The 16,043-nt window shown below is 72.7% G+C and carries 14 protein-coding genes; 6 read left to right on the top strand and 8 right to left on the bottom strand.

Annotation, left to right across the window (positions count from 1 at the left end):
- Positions 1–100: 100 nt before the first annotated feature.
- The 3 genes from MPTA5024_RS14875 to MPTA5024_RS14865 form a co-directional block, all read right to left on the bottom strand.
- Entirely contained in the window at positions 101–1,549 is a 1,449-nt protein-coding gene (locus tag MPTA5024_RS14875) for an aminotransferase class I/II-fold pyridoxal phosphate-dependent enzyme (RefSeq protein ID WP_036324643.1), read from the bottom strand.
- A gap of 241 nt (positions 1,550–1,790) precedes the next feature.
- A complete protein-coding gene (locus MPTA5024_RS14870) occupies positions 1,791–2,168 on the bottom strand; it encodes an STAS domain-containing protein (protein ID WP_063794695.1) in 378 nt (125 codons plus the stop codon).
- 457 nt (positions 2,169–2,625) lie between these two features.
- Positions 2,626–3,141, bottom strand: coding sequence for a GNAT family N-acetyltransferase (locus MPTA5024_RS14865; RefSeq protein WP_036324642.1), 516 nt, complete (start codon positions 3,139–3,141; stop codon positions 2,626–2,628).
- Between the two features lie 214 nt (positions 3,142–3,355).
- On the opposite strand from MPTA5024_RS14865, the gene MPTA5024_RS14860 reads away from it, so the two are divergent.
- Positions 3,356–3,733 carry a hypothetical protein gene (locus MPTA5024_RS14860; RefSeq protein ID WP_036324641.1) on the top strand — a complete coding sequence of 126 codons (378 nt, stop codon included), beginning with the start codon at positions 3,356–3,358 and terminating at the stop codon, positions 3,731–3,733.
- Positions 3,734–4,179: 446 nt separating this feature from the next.
- Here the strand turns inward: MPTA5024_RS14860 and MPTA5024_RS14855 are convergent, their stop codons facing one another.
- The 4 genes from MPTA5024_RS14855 to MPTA5024_RS14840 form a co-directional block, all read right to left on the bottom strand.
- On the bottom strand, positions 4,180–4,626 hold the full coding sequence (locus MPTA5024_RS14855) for an ester cyclase (RefSeq protein WP_036324640.1): 447 nt from the start codon (positions 4,624–4,626) through the stop codon (positions 4,180–4,182).
- Between the two features lie 173 nt (positions 4,627–4,799).
- A complete protein-coding gene (locus MPTA5024_RS14850) occupies positions 4,800–5,306 on the bottom strand; it encodes a cupin domain-containing protein (protein ID WP_036324639.1) in 507 nt (168 codons plus the stop codon).
- Positions 5,303–6,241, bottom strand: coding sequence for an NADP-dependent oxidoreductase (locus MPTA5024_RS14845; RefSeq protein WP_198167159.1), 939 nt, complete (start codon positions 6,239–6,241; stop codon positions 5,303–5,305). Before MPTA5024_RS14845 ends, MPTA5024_RS14850 begins: the two co-directional genes overlap by 4 nt.
- Before the next feature lie 75 nt (positions 6,242–6,316).
- Positions 6,317–6,955: an HD domain-containing protein gene (locus MPTA5024_RS14840; RefSeq protein ID WP_036324638.1), complete on the bottom strand. Its 639-nt coding sequence runs from the start codon at positions 6,953–6,955 to the stop codon at positions 6,317–6,319.
- A 252-nt stretch (positions 6,956–7,207) separates the two neighbouring features.
- Here MPTA5024_RS14840 and MPTA5024_RS14835 point away from each other — a divergent pair, with 252 nt between their 5' ends.
- Entirely contained in the window at positions 7,208–8,161 is a 954-nt protein-coding gene (locus MPTA5024_RS14835; RefSeq protein WP_198167158.1) for a sugar kinase, read from the top strand.
- Positions 8,162–8,210: 49 nt separating this feature from the next.
- On the opposite strand, the gene MPTA5024_RS14830 is transcribed toward MPTA5024_RS14835, so the two are convergent.
- Entirely contained in the window at positions 8,211–9,842 is a 1,632-nt protein-coding gene (locus MPTA5024_RS14830; RefSeq protein ID WP_036326214.1) for a glycosyl hydrolase family 8, read from the bottom strand.
- 200 nt (positions 9,843–10,042) lie between these two features.
- Here MPTA5024_RS14830 and MPTA5024_RS14825 point away from each other — a divergent pair, with 200 nt between their 5' ends.
- The 4 genes from MPTA5024_RS14825 (at position 10,043) to MPTA5024_RS14810 (ending at position 15,971) form a co-directional block, all read left to right on the top strand.
- Positions 10,043–10,456 carry a hypothetical protein gene (locus MPTA5024_RS14825; protein WP_157099479.1) on the top strand — a complete coding sequence of 138 codons (414 nt, stop codon included), beginning with the start codon at positions 10,043–10,045 and terminating at the stop codon, positions 10,454–10,456.
- A 131-nt stretch (positions 10,457–10,587) separates the two neighbouring features.
- Positions 10,588–12,873 carry a terpene synthase family protein gene (locus MPTA5024_RS14820; RefSeq protein WP_036324636.1) on the top strand — a complete coding sequence of 762 codons (2,286 nt, stop codon included), beginning with the start codon at positions 10,588–10,590 and terminating at the stop codon, positions 12,871–12,873.
- Between the two features lie 123 nt (positions 12,874–12,996).
- On the top strand, positions 12,997–15,297 hold the full coding sequence (locus MPTA5024_RS14815; protein WP_036324635.1) for a polysaccharide lyase 8 family protein: 2,301 nt from the start codon (positions 12,997–12,999) through the stop codon (positions 15,295–15,297).
- A 155-nt stretch (positions 15,298–15,452) separates the two neighbouring features.
- Positions 15,453–15,971, top strand: a complete 519-nt coding sequence (locus MPTA5024_RS14810; protein ID WP_036324634.1) for a hypothetical protein — start codon at positions 15,453–15,455, stop codon at positions 15,969–15,971.
- Positions 15,972–16,043 lie beyond the last annotated feature (72 nt).

Raw genomic sequence — 16,043 nt, 5'->3', positions numbered from 1 at the left:
CGGGCCGCCTTCGCCCGCCGGGCGCGCCTGCGCGACGTCGCCGCGCTGCTCGCCGAGCAGACGGTCGCCGACCCCCGGGCGGTGGAGGAGGCGGTCCCCGTTACTCGGCGACCACCCGCAGGGTCCTGAGCGAGGAGTCGCTGGCGTCCGGGATGTCCATGCCGCCCTTGAGACCCGTCGTCAGGTAGCTCAGCACCGGCGCCGTGATGCGCTCGCCGGGGCACAGGGCGGGCGCGCCCGGCGGGTACGGCGTCACCAGCTCCGCGATGACCCGGCCGCCGGCCCGCTCGATCGGCACCTGCTCGATCCGCCCGAAGAACGCGTCCCGCGGCAGCATGACCGTCTCCAGCTCCAGCTCGCCCGGCTCCGGGACGTCGATCGGGGCGGCGGGCGGCAGGTCGCGGGCGGAGGCCAGGGCGCGCAGCGCGTCGAGCAGGACGTCCGTGGTCCCGGCGTCGTCGGCGACCGTGATCTCCGCGCTGATCCGGCGGTGGTCGCTCAGCGACATGTTGACGTGACACCGCTCGCGCAGCCAGTCGGTCGCGTGGTAGCCGTCCACGCCCAGCCCGGACACGTCGATCACGATCTTGAGCGGGTCGCTGTCGAAGGCCCCGGAGCCCTCCTTGTCCATCACCCACAGGCCGTGGATGCGGCCGATCCGCGACCGCGTCGTCCCGGCCAGGTCGAGGGCCCGGTCCAGCAGGTCCTTCCCGTTCTCGGCCATCTGCCGGCGCCAGCCGTCGAGGGCGGCGTAGACGAGCGTGGACGGGCTGGTGGTGCCGAGGAGGTCCTCCCTGGCCTTGAGCACGTTGGGGTCGACCCGGTCGCCCTGGAGGTGGAAGACCGAGCTCTGCTCCAGGCCGTTGCCCATCTTGTGGACGCTGGTGACGCAGACGTCCGCGCCCACGTCCATGCCCCACGTGGGAAGCCCGTCGTGGAACGGCAGGTGGGCGCCCCACGCCTCGTCCACGATGAACGGCTTGTCGTACCGGTCGCAGACCCGCCTGATCCCGGCGAGGTCGGCGCAGCTCCCGTAGTCGGTGGGGCTCGCGATCAGCACGCCCTTGGCGTCCGGCGTGGCCCGGAAGGCCTCCTCCACCGCCTCCGGCGAGGGCGGGTAGGACAGGTGCAGCTCGCCGTCCCACTCCCCGTGGACCCACACCGGCTCGACGCCGCTCAGGATCAGCCCCGAGATCACGGACTTGTGCGCGTTGCGCGCGACCAGCAGCTTCTCACCCGGCCCGGCCACCGACAGCATGGCGCTCTTGACCGACAGCGAGCTGCCGCAGGTGGAGAAGAACGCCTCGTCCGCCCGTACGGCCTGGGCCATCAGCTCCTGGGCCTGCTCCAGGACGCCGCCGGTCTGCAGGCGGTCGTCCAGGCCGTTCATGGTCATGACGTCGTCGCGGAAGAGGTCCTCGCCGAGGACGGCCAGCACCCGCGGGTCCACTCCCCGGCCCTGCTTGTGACCCGGCGGCGTGAACGACAGGTCTCCGCGCTCGCGATACGCGACGAGGGCCTCGAGAACGGGCGCCCGGGACTGGTCCATGGTGATCTCCCCTTCACGTCGGACCTCGTTGTCCTGCTTCCGTCGCGGCTACCCGAGGGGGTTCGGGGCAAACGGCGGGCTCGCGTTCCGTCGCAGGTGGCGGGGGCGGAGGCCGGCCCAGGCGCCGGGGCGTGTGCGGGCCGGAGGCGCCCCGGGCGCGGACCGGCCCCCGCCTCCCGGAGGAGGACGGGGGCCGTGTCGGTCTCCCGCGCCTGGCGCCCTTGGGACGGCTGGTTCGCGATCAGACCATCGACACATCCCGGGGGCACGTCAGCAGCAGAGCCGCGACGGCCTCGACCGGTGTCTCGTCGATCACGAACGCGCCCCGGAGCCGGGTGACGTCCAGCACGAGCGCGAGAACCCCGTGCACGCCGGCCAGCCGCATGGAGCCGGAGGCCGTCTCGACCTCGCTCCTGGCGTCCAGCAGGGCCTCGAGCCCCGAGGAGTCACAGAACCGGAGAGCGGACGTGTCGACCACGAGCCTGGTGCGTCCGCGGCGAAGGAGATTCCTGATCGCCTCGCGGAAGAGGTCTCCCGTGGCGATGTCGAGCTCACCCGCCAGCGCGACGACGGCGACCGGCTGGTGATCGCTGACAGTAATCTCGAGCTGCATTGTCATATACGCGCCTTCATCCTTTTCGGGCGTACCGTCCTGAATGACGCTACCCGGCGGAGTGTCAGGTCCCAGTAATGCGCGACGGTCGATGCGGCGCTTCTCCATCCGGCATCACCACTTCAACCCCACAGATGGGCAAATAAGTAAAGATTCACGACCTATCACGATCTTTCCGGCGGACGGCGTGAAGCGCCGGAAACCCCGATGAACACGGCGAATCCGGACGTCCATGGGCCGTGTCCCGGCGTCGCGGGCAGGCCGCCGTCCCGGTGCCCGTGCCATCCTTTCCCCAAGAACGGCCGGGGTTCCCGGGGTCGCCGATCACCCGTGGAAAGACGTTTCCCGTGGAAATCGCGGTGAACGACCATAGAAATGCCAAGGCCGGGTATGCCAGGGCAAGGAAAGGGAACGTCCCCGGTTCGAAGGCGGCCGCTCGGGACGCCCGGTCACGCGTCGCGGGTCAGCCGGGATGGGGCACCAGGCCGGCGGTCCGGATCATCCGGGCGCACCGCAGGACCGGATTGCTCTCCAGCGGCTCCCACTCGCCGGTGCCGGCGAACCCGAACCGTTCGTAGAGGCGGCGGGCCCGGTCGTTGGTCTCGGTGACGAACAAAGACACGGCGGGACAGCCCTGCTCGCCCGCCCATGCGAGGACCTCGCCCACGAGGAGACGGGCCGTCTCGCCGCCCCTCGCGTCCGGATGGACCCACATCCCGACCAGTTCCACGTGCGGGGGAGACCCGGCCGGCGGGCGTCCGCCCACGATCCCCGCGGGCGTCTGCCCGGCGAAGGCGACGGCGCGCAGGCCGTGCTCGGGAGCGAGCCGCGCCCGCCATTCGTCCTCGTCGAACTCCCGCTCGACCGCGGACGACGACCCGAAGGCGTCCGGTGCGTCGGCCAGCGCCGCCAGGCGCAGCCCACGCCACAGCGTCCAGTCGTCCGGCCCGATCCGCCGGACGCCCACCTCGGTCACCATCGCGTCCCCCGGTCCTCCTGCTCTGTCAGCAGGTCACTGTACGGAGGGACGTCCGGCAGCGCGATCGAATATCGCGCCTTCCAGAGGAGGCGCTGGCAGAAACCGGCAATCGGAGGGCAACTTGCTGACGTCGTTTCGCCTGGTCCGGGCCGGTCCGGCGGCGCAGAGTTGGTTGTGCGAGCACACCGCCGCACATCGAGAAAGGGGTTGAGAAATGACGATCTCGCACAACGCACCCGCCGTCACCCGTTCCGGTGCGGAACGGCCCGAGGTGCGGGACGAGAGCCGCGTCTGGGACGAGCTGAAGGCATGGGACGAGGCGGGGCGCTCGGAGGAATCCGGGATCGGAGGCGGCCGCCCCCCGGTGGGAGACCAGGCGCCGACGTGGGACGAACCGGAGGTGTGGGACGAGCTGGAGGTCTGGGACGAGGCCCCGGTGTGGGACCTGGCGCCGACGTGGGACGAGCTGAAGGCGTGGAGCGAGCATCCCGCCCGCGACCGCGACCCCGTGTGGGCCGAGATCTGGGAGGAGCTGAGGATCTGGGACGAGCAGCAGGTGGAGGAGGAGCCCGAGGGCCGCGAGGCGAGGTGACGCCACGGTACCCCCCGGCGCGGCCGGCTCGGCCCGCCACGCGGGGTCCACCATGGCCGGCCGTCACCCCCACCGCCGCCGAGGCCCGAAGGCCCGGCGGGCGGAGCAGCGGCCGACCACGACAACGAAGGAGGTGCATCCCCAGGATCATCAGGTGGGTGCGGACGCGCGGACCGCGGGAGGCCGGCGTCCGTACCCGGAACGCCGGAGGCGGACTCCGCTCCGCCCGAGCCGGCGGCCGCGCCGGCCAGGCGTCTCACCGAGCCCCCCGGGGTCGTCAGGCGCGATTCGCGACCGAGCCCATGTCCACAGCCGGAATCGAGACGCCGGCCCTTGCCGCGGCCGGCCTTCCCTCCCCGCTTCGCGGCCGCGCGGCCGCGTGCCCGAGGCACGCGGCCGTGCCCCCGCCGGGAACCCGCTGACCGGCCCGGGTCCCCCAGGTCAGGTCACTCCCCCTCGTCCCCGGGCTTGTCGAAGCACACGTACCCGCGGATCTGGGTGACCAGTTCGAGCTGGTCGTAGAAGATCCGGTGGCTGGCGATGAGGCCGTTCACGACGTGCGACACCGAGCACACGCGAAAGCCGATCGGACGGTCGGTGGGTTCCACGACGTCCCCGCCGGGGGCCAGGTAGGGGCCCTTGTGCGTGCCGGTGACGGTGTACTCGGAGACGAGGATGTCACCGGAGACGACCACCGACTGGATGACCACCCTGGTGTCGGGGAACGCGCTGAAGAACGTGCCGTAGTAGGAGGCGACCTCCTCGCCGCCCTCCCCGACGCCGTCCGGCGCGACGACCACGCCCCGCTCGCCGAAGCAGCGGGCGAGCGCATCGAGATCGTGCCGGTTGTAGGCCCTTCTCAGCCTGTCCAGTGCGACCAGAACGTCGGACACCGGGACCGTCCCTCCCCGCCGCGACGACCGCGATCGTGATCACGCGTGCCGCGGCCGAGGTGGCGAGCCCCGCGTCTCCTTTTTCTGACGATATTTCCCGACCATAGCGCAGCCGTTCGACGCGAAGGTGGCCGTGTCGCACCCCCCTCGCCGGGGGCCGGACACTCACACGTCTACTGGTGCGGATCGTCGATCTTGAGCTGGTCTCCGGTGGTGGAGACGAAGACGACGAGGAGCTTGGCCGGCTCTGTGTCGCTGGCGTTCTCGGTGGCCACGTGGTGGGCTCCCGGCTGCTCGACCCAGTTCTCGCCCTGGTGGTAGGTCCGCTTCGGTGCGCCTTCGAGCTGGCTGCGTACCGTGCCTTCGAGCACGTAGGCGTAGACGAACGCCTGGCCGTGCCGGTGGGGCGTCGCTCGGACGCCGGGCGGGAAGGTCACGATCGCGGAGGTGAAGGTCTTGCCCTTGACGTTCGGGAGCGCCTGCTGGATCAGAGGCGTCAGGGTCTCGGACGGGGGTTTCGACGTCACGGGCGCGGTCGCCGTGGCGGTGGTGGTGACCGCGGTGACAGGAGTGGCCGCGGCGGCCGGGATGGTCGGATGCTCCGCCGCCGGGGCGCATCCGAGGACCGCGGCGGTCGTGGCGGCGATCAGCACGCCGCCGGCGATTCGCATGTCGATCATGACTGCTGCCCTCCATGTTCGTCCGTGATCCGGATGATCGTTTTGCCGCGCGTGCGGGGGTGGCGGGCGAAGGCGGAGGGGGCTTCCTCAAGCGGTCGTACGGCGCCGACGACGGGGCGGAGCCGTCCGGTCCGGAGGCGCTCGGCGAGGTCGGCCAGCCGGGCGCGGTCGGGTTCGACGACGAAGAAGACGGCGCGCCCGTCCTCGGGCTGGACGGTGGGAGGCATGGCGATGCTGACCAGGGTGCCGCCCGGTCGTACCCGTTCGGCCGATCGCTGGAGGACGTCGCCGCCGATGACGTCGAACACCACGTCGACCTGACCGGCGTGCCGGAGGTCGTCGGCGTCCAGGTCGAGGAAGGCGTGCGCGCCGAGGCTGAGGGCGAGGTCGCGGTCGCCGGCTCGTCCGGTGCCGATGACGTGGGCTCCGGCCTCGCGTGCGAGCTGGACGGCGATGGAGCCGACGCCGCCGGCGGCGCCGTGGATGAGGACGGTCTGGCCGGTGGTGAGGTGGCCGTGGTCGAACAACGCCTGCCATGCGGTGAGCCCGGAGATGGGCAGCGCGGCGGCCAGGGTGTGGTCGACGTCGGCCGCGAGGGGGGCGAGGTTGCGGGCCTCCACCGCCGTGTACTCGGCCAGGGATCCGTCGCGGGCCCAGTCGGCCAGTCCGAAGACCCGCTGGCCGACGGTGAGGCCGGTGGTCCCGTAGCCGAGTTCGGCGACGACGCCGGACAGCTCGTGTCCGGGGATGGTGGGGGTGCGGTCGCGTCCGGCGCGGTCGGCCCAGGTCGTCGGCCAGTCGAGCTCTCCCGGGGTGAAGCCCGCGGCGTGGACGCGCACGATGACGTCGTTCACGGCGGCCTGGGGGTGGGGCATGTCGGTCAGGGCCAGGCCGCCGACACCCGCGTCACGATCGCGTACGGTGATCGCTCGCATGCTCGAATTCCTTTCACGAAGGTTCCTTGGAGTGGGGGGTCGGCCGGATCTCCCGGTGGCCGCGTGCGGTGCCGGTCAGCTCGGCCAGGCTGCGCCGAGGATGCGCTCGACGGTGGTGATGCGGCGGAAGCCGGGGATGAAGTGCTCGAGCACATCGGAGTTCACGGTGCCGTCGGTGGTTTCGGGGCGGTCCTTGAGCCCGTCGACGTAGGCGCGCAGAAACTCGTTCTTGAAGTCCCCGCGCGGGTGGGCGGCGAGGATTTCGTCCAGTTGGTCGTGGTCCAGTCCGTCCAGGCCGTAGCCGATGACGTCGGTCAGCACGCCCAGGTGTGTGGTGGCGATCTCCGGGGTCATCCGGGCAGGGATGCCGGGTGTGGTGTGCAGCGCGATCGCGGTCCAGACGGTGTCGGCGGCGGCCGCCGGGAACCCGTGGGCGAGGAGGAACGCGCGGGCGTGGTCGGCGCCGTCGACCTCGAAGCGCTGCTCGACCTCGGAGAAGGGGGTCGACAGGCCGGTGTCGTGGAACATGGCGGCCAGATAGAGCAGTTCGGGGTCGGGTTTGAGACCGAGCTTGCCGGCGTGGATCAGGGCGAAGAGGTAGACCCGCCGGGAGTGGTGGTAGATGAGCGGGGTGGTGGTGTCCTGGAGGAGGCGGGTCGCTTCGGCGACCGCCGCTGTCTCTGGGATCTCCAGCCCCGCGATGACCTGTGGCATAACTACTGGCCTTTCGGGAGGTATGTCCGTATTGCGGACTGTGTGTCCGACTTCCATACTCCCGACGGATCGGTTCGCGGCGCCGCCTTCGTATGGCCACGAATCACCTATATCCAGACAGCTCCCACGGTGTGTCCCCCATCCCTGCCTCCTGCGCCGCCGGTCGACGACGGTTAGGCTCATCCCGCTTTGTCCCTGAGGATCCGGCACGGCCCGTACGGACGGCCATGCCGGCTACGGCGAGGAGTGCGCGTGATACCCGATCTCGTGGCGGTCGGCGAGGCGATGGCGCTGGTGCGCGGGTCGGGCGCCGGCCCGCTGCGCCCGGGGTCGCCCGCCGAGATCTCCTTCGCCGGGTCGGAGGCGAACGTGGCGGTCGGGGTGAGCAGGCTCGGTCACCGCGGCGCGTGGGTCGGCAGGCTCGGCGACGACGACGCGGGCGAGATGATCCTGACGGGCCTGCGCGGCGAGGGCGTCGACGTCTCCCACGTCGTACGGGACGCCGCACGGCCGACCGGCCTGATGATGCGCCACCGGCGCACGGCCGACAGGGTCATCCTCGCCTACTACCGCGAGCACCAGGCGGGGGCGGCCCTGTCACCCGCCGACCTGCCCCTGGACGTGATCGCCGGGGCGCGGATCCTGCACGTCACGGGCATTACCCCGGCCCTCGGGCCCACGGCGCTGGCGGCGGTCGAGGCCGCCGTCGCCGCGGCCCGCGAGGCCGGGACCACCGTCTCCTTCGACGTCAACCACCGTGCCCGCCTGTGGTCGCCCGAGGAGGCGGCCCCCGTGCTGCGGCGACTGGCCGGGGCGGCCGACGTGATCTTCGCGGGCGAGTGGGAGGCCGCCATCCTCCTGGGCGGCGAGCGCGGGCCGCACGACGCTGCCGAGGGCCTGCTCGGCCTCGGCCCGCGCGAGGCCGTCGTCAAGCTGGGGGCCGACGGGGCCCTCGCCCGTACGGCCGGGGACCTCGCGCGGGTCGCGGCGCCCCCGGTGACCGAGATCGACCCGGTGGGCGCCGGCGACGCGTTCGTGGCGGGCTACCTGTCCTGCCTCCTGGAGGACGAGGGCGATCTGCGGGCCCGGCTGGACCGCGCCGCCGTGTGCGGGGCCTTCGCCGTGTCCGCGTACGGCGACTGGGAGGGCTTCCCGCGGCGGCGCGAGCTCGGCCTGCTCGCCCCCGGCGACAACGTGGTCCGCTGAGCGCGCGGCCTGTGGTCGCCGGGCCGCCGCGGGACGACGGCGGGCGGCGTCAGGGCAGCCAGTAGTTCCCCGAGACCACGATCATGACCTGGAGCTGGATGCTGGTCGAGTAGTAGTCGTTCGAGGTGAACGAGGTGTTCAGCATCTTCGTCCAGAGCTCGTCGAGCCAGGCCTGGCTGCCCGGGTCGGTCGTGGCGGCGACCGCGAACGGCGCGAAGAAGGCCGGCTCGCTGCCGCTGTCGATCTGCGAGCCGCCCAGGGTGTAGCCGGTGCCGATGGCGTCGGGGTTGCCCCCGGTCTTCGACTTGATCCAGGAGTTGATCTTGCGGGCCGAGGCGAGTGAGGCGCTGTCGCCGCTCGTCACGGCGTCGGCGCCGATGCGCCAGGGGTCGCGGCAGGCGTTCCACCAGTACTTGCCGTCGTTCGCGTCCTCCAGCACCTCTCCGGGGGCGGGCTTGGGCGTGGTGTTGGTGTTGACGACGAAGTCGGCGAGCAGGCCCGTGTTGGGGGCGTACGTGGACTGCTGGGACGTGATGAGGTTCTGGTGGGCCGTCCTGATCGTGTCCCAGGCCGTGTCGCCGGTGGCCTTGCGGAACGCCCGGAAGTGGTCGACCAGCCAGTCGGACGAGCGGGTGACGTAGTAGAGGGAGTCGCCCGAGGTGCTCCAGTCGCCGAGCCGCATCAGGTGGGTCGTCGGGTTGACCTCGCTCGCCTTGATCGCGTTGATGTGCTTGACGGCCAGGTCCTTGTAGTTGTACGTCCCGGCGCTGCCCCACTGCCGGTCGGCCAGCAGCAGGCCGAGTGCCACGTCGAGGTCGCCGTCCGTGGCGGAGTCGGAGCCGTCGACGCTCTTGCACGAGCTGTCCTGCTCCGCCGCCAGCAGGTTCGCGTTGTTGACCGAGGGGTGCGCCAGCATGTACTTGACCATGCCGTCGAAGATCGTCTTGGCGTTCGCGTCCGCCCCGGCCATGGTGGCCACGATGACCATGCCGTAGCCCTGCGCCTCGGCGACGTACGGGTGGTCGGCGTCGGGGGAGATCACCTCGTACCACCCGTTGCCGCAGTTCTGCTTGACGAAGGCGGTCTTCCAGCGGTTGTAGTAGGTCACCACCTGCTGGTCGATCGTGGCCTGCGTGCCGCTCGGGCGGAGCGTCCCTGCGGCGTACGGGAACTGGTGGCCGCCGAAGGGGACCGCCGGGCCGGTGCCGCCGGAGTCCTGCGTGGAGACGGTGAGCTTGTCGACGTTGGGGCCGCCGTTGGCCGTGGTGGCGGTGGCCCTGACCGTGTTCGTCCCGGCGTTGAGGGTGACGCTGACGGTGGCGTCGGTCCAGGCGTCCCAGGATCCGGTCCCACCGAACGCCTTGCCCGCCGCGACCGTGGTCCCGTTGACCGCGACGTCCATCGGCCGGTTGACGGTGGTGCCGTTGGCGTAGCGGAAGGTGAGCGTCGCGGGCCCGGCCGCGGCCGCGGTGACCGACCACTGGACGGCGCTTCCGGTCGTGTTGACGTAGTCGACGAAGCCGCTGCCGGTGTAGCCGGTGTGGTTGGTCGCGACGCTCGCCTGGGTCAGAGCGGCGTCCTCCGCCTGGTAGACGGCCGAGGCGGCCGCGGCGGGGCCGGCCAGGGGCAGGGCGGCCGCCAGCAGGGCGAGGGCGGCGAGGGACAGGGCGGCCTTGCGCACGAGCACTCCTCTGGGGGGGACGAGGGGACGGGCGTTCGTTAGTTAAGTTTCCTTATTTTCGCCGAACGTAGGCCGAGCCTCGGATTCCGTCAAGACCCGTTCGCCGTACGGATGTGACGGATGCGCTTGCGCCGCACTGACGGGGGTAGAGGGAGGAGCTCGCAGGGAGACAGCGAGCCGGAACGCGGAAGAAGGTCATGATGACGGACGAGATCACCGCAGGCAGGAGCGCGGCGCGCGCGCTGGCGGCGCGGGCGCCCGGCTGGATGGTCTGGTACGGGGAGAGGACCGGGAGTTTGTGGGCCGTCCCCCGCACGGCCGCGCCGCTCGGCGCACGCCTCCTGGAGGCCGCGACGCCGCAGGAGCTGGAACAGGAGATCCGGCGCCACCAGGGCGCGCCGCTTCGGCCGGTCCCGGCGTCCGCCGCTCAGCCGGTCGGGGCGTCCGCCGGTCCGCAGGCCGCGATGCCCGCTGCTCCGCAGGCCGCGATGCCCGCCGGTGAGCAGGCCACCGGGTCCGCGGCCCCCCGTCACCGGCGTCCGGGCGAGGATCCCGGCGACGGTCGCGCGGAGGCGACGACCACCACGAGGATCGCGAGCCCGGTGGGCACATAGGCCTTCACGAGGAACCCCACCGGGACGGCTCGTCCACAGGCGGGACGATCGCGTCTTGCGGAGCGCGGACGGAAAGTGTAAGTCTCGTCACAGTAAGTGAACGGTCATGACGCGCGAGGTGGGGGACGTTCATGCAGGCTTTCACGCTGCCCGACTTCTACGTGCCGTATCCGGCGAGGCTCAACCCGCACGTGGAGGGCGCCCGCGCGCACAGCGGCGCCTGGGCCGAGCGGATGGGCATGCTCGACGCCCCCCGTCCCGGCGGCGGGGTCGTCTGGGACGCCGGCGCGCTGGCCCGGATGGACTACGCGCTGATGTGCGCCTACACCCATCCCGACTGCGACGGCCCCACGCTCGACCTCGTCACCGACTGGTACGTCTGGGTGTTCTTCTTCGACGACCACTTCCTGGAGCACTTCAAGCACTCCCGCGACCTGGCGGGGGCCAAGGCCTACCTCGACCGGCTCGAACTGTTCATGACCCCCGACGGCCGCACCCCGCCGGAGCCGGGCAACGCCGCCGAGGCGGGCCTGCGGGACCTGTGGGAGCGCACGGTCCCGGCGATGTCCCCCGGCTGGCGGCGGCGCTTCGTCACCAGCACCCACAACCTCATGGTCGAGTCGATGTGGGAGCTGGACAACATCGACCGCGGCCGGATCGCCAACCCCATCGAGTACGTCCAGATGCGGCGGCGGGTGGGCGGCGCGCCCTGGTCGGCCAACCTCGTGGAGTACGCCGTGGGGGCCGAGCTTCCCGGCCGCCTCGCCGCCACCCGTCCGGTTCGCGTGCTGACCGACACCTTCGCCGACGCCGTCCACCTGCGCAACGACCTGTTCTCCTACCAGCGGGAGGTCCAGGAGGAGGGGGAGAACTCCAACGCCGTCCTGGTCTTCGAGCGCTTCCTCGGCTGCTCGACGCAGGAGGCCGCCGACCTGGTCAACGACCTGCTCACCTCGCGGCTGCAGCAGTTCGAGAGCACGGCGCTGACGGAGGTCCCCGCCCTGCTCGCCGAGCACGCCGCCGGCCCCGAGGAGGCCGCCGCGGTGGCGGCCTACGTCAAGGGCCTGCAGGACTGGCAGTCCGGCGGCCACGAGTGGCACGCGAGGTCGAGCCGGTACATGAACGAGGGCATGCGCGATGACGCGCCCGCGCCCCTCAGGATCCTCGGCGGGCCGAACGGCCTCGGCACGACGGCCGCCCGGATCGCCGCCCCGGCCGCCGTCCTGTCCGGCGTCCCCTCGGAGGGCGGGCTCGGGCTGCGCCGCCGCATCCGCCAGCACTCGGCCGTGCCGTACCAGCCGGTCGGGCACCTGCCGCTGCCGCCCCTCCACATGCCCTTCCCGATCCGGACCAGCCCCCATCTGGCGGGGGCGCGGCGGCACGCCGTGGGGTGGGCGCGGGAGACGGGCATGTTCGACTCGGCGCCGGGGGTGGAGGCCGCCGGGGTGTGGGACGAGCGGCGCTTCCGCGGCTTCGACTTCCCCCACTGCGCCGCGATGATCCACCCGGACGCCTCCCCCGAGCAGCTCGACCTGTCGTCCGACTGGCTGGCCTGGGGAACCTACGGCGACGACTACTTCCCGCTCGTGTTCGGCGCCGTCCGCGACCTGGCCGGGGCGAAGCTCTGCAACGACCGGCTCCCGGCGTTCATGCCGCTCGACGCGGGTGACACCCCGCCGCCCGCCAACGCGCTCGAGCGCGGCCTGGCCGACCTGTGGCGCCGTACGGCCGGGCCGATGAGCTCCGAGGCCAGGCGGCGGTTCCGGACGGCGGTCGAGGACATGACGTCGAGCTGGCTGTGGGAGCTGGCCAACCAGGCGCACAACCGGGTGCCCGACCCCGTCGACTACATCGAGATGCGGCGCAGGACGTTCGGCGCCGAGATGACGATGAGCCTGGCCCGGCTCGCCCACTTCGACGTGCTGCCCCCCGAGGTCCACCACAACCGGATCGTCCGGGAGATGGAGACCGCCGCGCAGGACTACGCGGGGTTCACCAACGACCTGTTCTCCTACCAGAAGGAGGTCGAGTTCGAGGGCGAGGTGCACAACCTGGTCGTCGTCGTGGAGAGCTTCCTCGACGTCGACCGGTTCACCGCGCGCGACATCGTGGCCGACCTGATGGCGGCGCGCATGCGGCAGTTCGAGCACATCGTCGCGACCGGCCTGCCCGCCATGTTCGACGACCTCGGCCTCGACGAGCCGGTCCGCCGGATCCTCACCCGCCACGCGGAGGGCCTGAAGAGCTGGATGTCGGGCATCCTCGAGTGGCATCGGCGGTGCGCCCGCTACACCGAGGCCGAGCTGCGACGCCGGCGGGCGCCCGGCTTCTCGCCGCTGCCCGCCGGCCTCGGCGCCTCGGCCGCCCGGGTCGCCGCCGGCCTCACCAGAACCCGAGCCGCCGCCGGCAGCCCCTGACCCCCGGCCCTCCAAGCGGCGGCCGCCGGGCGTGGGCCGTGTGAGCCGCGGAACTGGTGCGCCGCCGTCTCCGGTGGCCGGGCGACGGCCCCGGGGGCGGGGGCGGCTGTGGATAATCATGGCGTGCATCGGTGGTCGCGGCGGTCGTTCCTGCGGCTCGGCGGGGCCGCCGCGGCCACGGCGGCGCTCGCCCCCGCGGCCGCCTCCGAGGCCCTGGAGCCGGGACGCGGCCAGGGCCCCCGGGAGGGCCTGTTCGCCGAGGAGTTCGCCCTGCTCCGCGCCCGCTGGCGGGACGTGACGGCCGGCTCCGGGTTCGACGCGCGGGCCGAGCCGTACCGGACCCGGCTCGCGCGGCTCGGGGCGAGGGCGGCGCGCCACCGCGACACGATGGCGCCGTCCGACGGGTGGCTCTGGCCCGGCCAGGCGTTCCCGTCGTTCACGGCCACTCCGGCGCGGTTGCAGGCCATGGCCCGCGCGTACGCCCTGCCCGGCACGGGCGTGACCGGCGACCCGGGCCTCGCCGCCGCCGTCGCGGAGGGGATCGACCACTACCGGCGGCGGGTCTACGCCGTGGACGCCGAGCAGACAGGCAACTGGTGGCACTGGCGGATCGGCGTCCCGAGGACGCTCCTCGACGCCGCCGTGCTGATCGGCCCGCACCTGACGGACGTCCGGAGCGCCGCGCTGCGCGACGCCGTCGACCATTTCGTCCCGGAAAGCCGCCTCGGGGACTACAGCGGCAGGAGCACCGGAGCCAACCGGGTCGACCTGTGCACGGTCATGCTGCTGCGCGCGCTCCTCAGGTGTGACCCCGGCAAGGCCGCCCTCGCCGTCTCCGCGCTGTCGCCCGTCTTCCGGCATGTGGACGAGGGCGACGGCTTCTACCGGGACGGCTCGTTCATCCAGCACACGACCGTCCCGTACCAGGGCGCGTACGGCGCGTCCCTGCTGGCGGGGCTGGCCACGCTGCTCGCGGTTCTGCACGGCTCGCCCTGGGAGGTCGTCGACCCCGGCAGGCGGACCGTCTTCGACGCGGTCGAGCGGTCGTTCGCGCCGGTCGTCCACGACGGCGCCTGCATGGACCTCGTGCGCGGGCGCGGGATCGGCCGGAGGCCGTACGGCGACCACAAGAGGGGACGGGAGATCGCCGCCGCGATCCTCGTGCTCGGCGAGGCTGCCTCTCCGGCGGAGCGCGACCGATGGCGGGCCATGGTCAAGGGATGGGCCGCGCGGGACACCGCCGTCCCGATGCTCAAGGCGGCCGAAGAGAGCGCCGACCTGGCGTTCCACGCGCGTCTCGCGGCCGTCGTGGCCGACGAGGCCGTGCCGTCGGCGGACGAGCCGTCCGGACACCGGCTGCTGCCGATGAGCGCCCGGGCCGTCCACCGGCGTCCCGGATGGTGCGCCGGGCTCAGCATGGCGTCCCATCGCGTCTCGTACTACGAGCACGGCAACGGCGAGAACCTGCGGGGCTGGCACACCGGCGCCGGGATGCTCTACTGGTGGGCCGAGGGCCATGGCGACCAGTACTCCGACTCCTTCTGGTCCACGGTGGACCCGTACCGGCTGCCCGGCACGACCGTGTCGACGAGGCGGCTGCCCGACGGCGCGGGCGGGGCGTGGGGCGACACGTGCCCGCCGGCGCGGTGGGTGGGCGGCGCCACCGACGGCGTGTACGCCACGGTCGGCCAGCACCTCAACGGCCTGGAGAGCTCGCTCGAGGCCTTCAAGACCTGGGTCTTCCTCGACGACGCGGTGGTGTGCCTGGGCGCCGGGGTCACCGCCGCGGACGGCGTTCCGGTCGAGACCGTCGTGGACAACCGGCGGACGGACGCGCCGCTGACCGAGGACCGGGCGGCCGGCTGGGCGCACATCGAGGGTCACGGCGGCTACGTGTTCCCCGGGCCCGACCGGCCGCGCACACTGCGGGAACGGCGCACCGACGGCACCGTGGCCAGGAGCTACACGACCCTCTGGATCGACCACGGCGTCGATCCAGAGGCGGCGTCGTACGTCTACCTCCTGCTGCCGGGCGCGAGCGCCGGCCGGACCCGGGCGCGGGCCGCCGACCCCGGGTTCGTCCTGCTGGCCAACACCGCGCACGCGCAGGCCCTGCGGGTCCCGGCGCTCGGTCTCACCGCGGCCAACTTCTGGGTCGCGGGCACGGCCGGCGGGCTCACCGCGTCGGCGCCGTGCGCCGTGCTCGTGCGGGAGGCCGGCGACGGCACCGCCGTGCTCGCCGTGTCCGACCCACGGTGCGACCTCGACGGCCTCACCCTGAGCTGGGACCGCCCGGTGGGCGAGGTGGTGCGCGGCGATCCGGCCCTCGCGACGGCGACGACCGGCCAGGGCCTCACGCTCGTCTTCGGGCCCCTGTCCGGCCGGGACGGCGCCTCGGCCGCCGTCACCGTCCGGCTGTCGTAGCCGGAGATCGGCCGACGTGGAGCCCCGGGTTGCCATCGAGCGCGTGTCAGAGACGGAACGCGCATGAGCCATCACCTAGCGTATGGCATCGACTGTGCGGTAGTTGATCAACGGCGTGCCCTCCGGGGCACGTCCATGTTTCATGGGGGCCGACAATGCGACTCAAGCACCTCGCACTCATAGCAGGGGGAACACTCACCGTCGCCGTGCTCGCGATCGCGCCGGCGGACGCCGCCGACACGACCGTGACCTTCACGGTCACCTCGGGAGCGTTGACGATCACGGCGCCGGCCGGCCCGGTGAGCCTGGGCAGCACGACGGCGGGCAACACCGTCAGCGGCCCGCTCGGCGTGGTGACCGTCACCGACGCCCGGGGCGGCACGCCCACCTCGGACTGGACCGCGCGGGTGTCGTCCACGGCCTTCGTCGGCCCGAGCGACACGATTCCCGCGTCCGCCGCCACGTACACGCCCGGGCCGGGCACGCTCATCGTCGGCAACGGCACGCTCACGCCCGGCGCGCCGGGAAGCCTGTCCGCCCAGCGCGTCGCGATGACGTACACCGGTGGTACGGGCAACAGCCAGGCGACGTGGAGTCCGACGCTCGCCGTCGCGGTCCCGCTGGCGGTCGGTCTGGGAACTTACACCGGGACGGTGACCCATTCCGTCGCCTGATCGGTTCATCGGCGTGGCCGCGGCCGCCCTGCTGTCCGTGCTCCTCGCGAGCACGGCCGGCGGGGCGGCCCT

Source organism: Microbispora sp. ATCC PTA-5024 (assembly GCF_000511135.2).
GTDB classification, from domain to species: Bacteria; Actinomycetota; Actinomycetes; order Streptosporangiales; family Streptosporangiaceae; genus Microbispora; species Microbispora corallina.
This window is presented reverse-complemented; position numbering and strand designations above follow the sequence as displayed.